At 54.8% G+C, this 2482-nt stretch carries 2 protein-coding genes; one reads left to right on the top strand and one right to left on the bottom strand.

Annotation, left to right across the window (positions count from 1 at the left end; all coding sequences use genetic code 11):
* The coding region (locus tag BSU04_RS33345) for an IS30 family transposase (protein WP_144021429.1) at nt 1–480 on the top strand (480 nt) is incomplete at its 5' end.
* 202 nt (nt 481–682) lie between these two features.
* Here BSU04_RS33345 and BSU04_RS48150 read toward each other — a convergent pair.
* Nucleotides 683–2446 (bottom strand): hypothetical protein, encoded by a 1764-nt coding sequence (locus BSU04_RS48150; protein ID WP_256983645.1) that lies wholly within the window; start codon nt 2444–2446, stop codon nt 683–685.
* Nucleotides 2447–2482 lie beyond the last annotated feature (36 nt).

Below are 2482 nucleotides of genomic sequence, written 5' to 3'. Positions count from 1 at the left end.
CACTGGGAAGGTGACTTCATCAAGGGCGCGGGCAACCAATCTTCTGTCGGCGTGCTGGTCGAACGAACCAGCCGCCTAGTACTGCTCGCCAAGATGGAAGACGCGACCGCCGAGTCCGCGTTAGCAGGCTTCTCTGCCAAACTAAATTCGATTGTCGCGCCGCTACGGCAGAGCTTGACGTACGACCAGGGTAAGGAGATGTCGCGGCATAAGGAGCTTGCCTGCGCCACCGGCGTGAACATCTACTTCTGTGATCCACATAGCCCCTGGCAACGCGGGAGCTGCGAGAACACCAACGGATTGCTTCGCCAATATCTGCCCAAAGGCACCGACCTCTCGGTCTACAGTCAGGACGAACTCGATGCCATTGCCGACAGCCTGAACAGTCGGCCCCGAGCAACTCACGCGTTCCATTCTCCATTCGAGGTCTTCGCTGCAACACTTGCCTCAGCCAGCCAAACTCAAGGCTCTAAACACTAGAGCCTCCTGTTGCGCTTCGGTTTGAAACCGCCATGCTTTTTCGGTTTGCTATCTTTTTTTATTTGATGGTAGCGATTGAAATATTGCTATCGGAAAATCAAAGCGAATTGATCCTGCAAGCTATTAAGTTAATCGAACGCGACGCAATATTGAGTCGCAGGCTTTGCGGGCCTGCGACTCTTGATGCTCGACCTATCTGGAACTAGTGCATCGACAATTGCACGCCCTGTTGCACCATCAATTCAACATGCGCTGTCGAGTGCTCGTAGACATCGTAGGCCACGCCTCCAATCGTGGCCTTACCCTGGCGTTCCCAATCCCCATCGGCGATTCCTGCTACGCGGGTGTTGGACAATTCCACGGTATCAACAGCCTTGCCATTGACCATGAATTGCTGCTTGCCATCCGCTCGGAACAGGTCAGTCTCGCCGAGATTTAACACGTCGATCATCGCAATCTTCAAGGTATTGTGTTGACCGCCGAGATCGATTCGCTCGATTCCCGTGACCGTCGATCCGACGGTCTTGCCGGTAAGCGATGTCAGATCGATTAACTGGTGATCATCCGAAACCGTGATCGTGTTAATGCCAGTGGTCCCATGGATATGCGCGCTTCGATCTGCCGCGTTGAAGAAAATCGCGCTTTCGCCATCCGGTGTTGCTGTTACCCAGTGACCGATCTGGCCCGCCAGCGTTCCTAGCGTATGTATGTCCACAATCTGATCCGATTGGCTGATGTTGTCGTGCGCAGTTATCGTGAGCTTAGCGCCCGGATTTGCTGCGATTAGACGTGCCCAATCAGCTTCGAACGAGGCAGTTCCATTCTCATCAACGGCGGCTTGAAACACGGCAATCGTGCTACCAGCCAACGTAATCTCCGCCTTCAACTGAATGGATGCAACACTGCCATCTGCGTTCGTGTGATGCAGGTTTCCCGTCTCGACAAGCAGCGAGCTATTGGTCATCAACATGCGAGCAGTCAGTGAGTCCTCGGTTGGCTCGTGAGCAAATTCCAGAATCTCGTAGCCCGGTGACCAAGGTCCCTGGGCCTCGAATTGGCGCTCGACGCGCGCCGTATAGACGTGCGCTCCGGGAGGCGCGTCGTTATCGACGATCCACCACGTGGTGCTCGAATAATTTGAGAGTGAATTGAACGAATGCGTGTCCCCCGTCAGCTTCTCGCCATCGCGGTAAACGACGAGCGTATCGCTCCACTTGTTCATCGGCTCGCTAAGGGTTCCTTCGATTCTATGTGTCGATTCGCTGGAGGCCCCGCCCGCAGGAACCAAGGAAAGCTGCGCATGACCTTCGGCGTCCACGTAAGAATCGAATACGCCGGTGATCGTGGCTGCGGCTGGTGGCGTGGGTGACTGCCCACCGGCATCTGCTACGAAGTTCGCTTGTACCCATCTCCCGAGCAAGTTGAGCAGAATTGGGTAGTCTGGAACGGCGATTAAATTGTAGTAGTTAAGGCCGCCTTGATCGTTATCGATATGACGATGCATATCCAAATCGAGATATGGGTCCTCCGGGTGAGCTTTCATATATGCAACCCAGTCGACTTCAATACTAATCACGCCGCCGTTGTCGGTGTAGCTTTTGACGGTCATTCCGGCTTTCTCGAGCATCCTTACGCCCTCAAGCATATCGACGGAAATGGCTTTGCCGTCAGACGTGGCTCTAGCCTCGAACCGCGTGTCGAAAATCAGGAAATCTTCCGTCGCAAGTAATTGAAAACCGCTGCCGGTTCCAGCCGTCTCAGTAATTACAAAATCTTCGGAATGAACGCCCTGTTCGCCCGACGCAGAAATAACACTCGCCGTGTAGACGTGCTGCCCCTTCGTGAGGCCCTCGTCCTGATACGACCAGTCGAGCCCCGTGACTGAGGCCGTGCCGATCTTCTGGCCGTCGCGATAAATGGCGAGCACTTCGCCTTCGTGCAGGGCAGTGCTGATCGTGCCGTGCAACTGCGGAGAGGTATCGACTGTCTTGCCGCCATTCTG

The sequence above is a fragment of the Caballeronia sordidicola genome, from assembly GCF_002220365.1.
Lineage (GTDB): Bacteria > Pseudomonadota > Gammaproteobacteria > Burkholderiales > Burkholderiaceae > Caballeronia > Caballeronia sordidicola_C.
The sequence above is the reverse complement of the archived record's forward strand: the minus strand, read 5'-3'. Positions and strand labels throughout refer to the sequence as shown.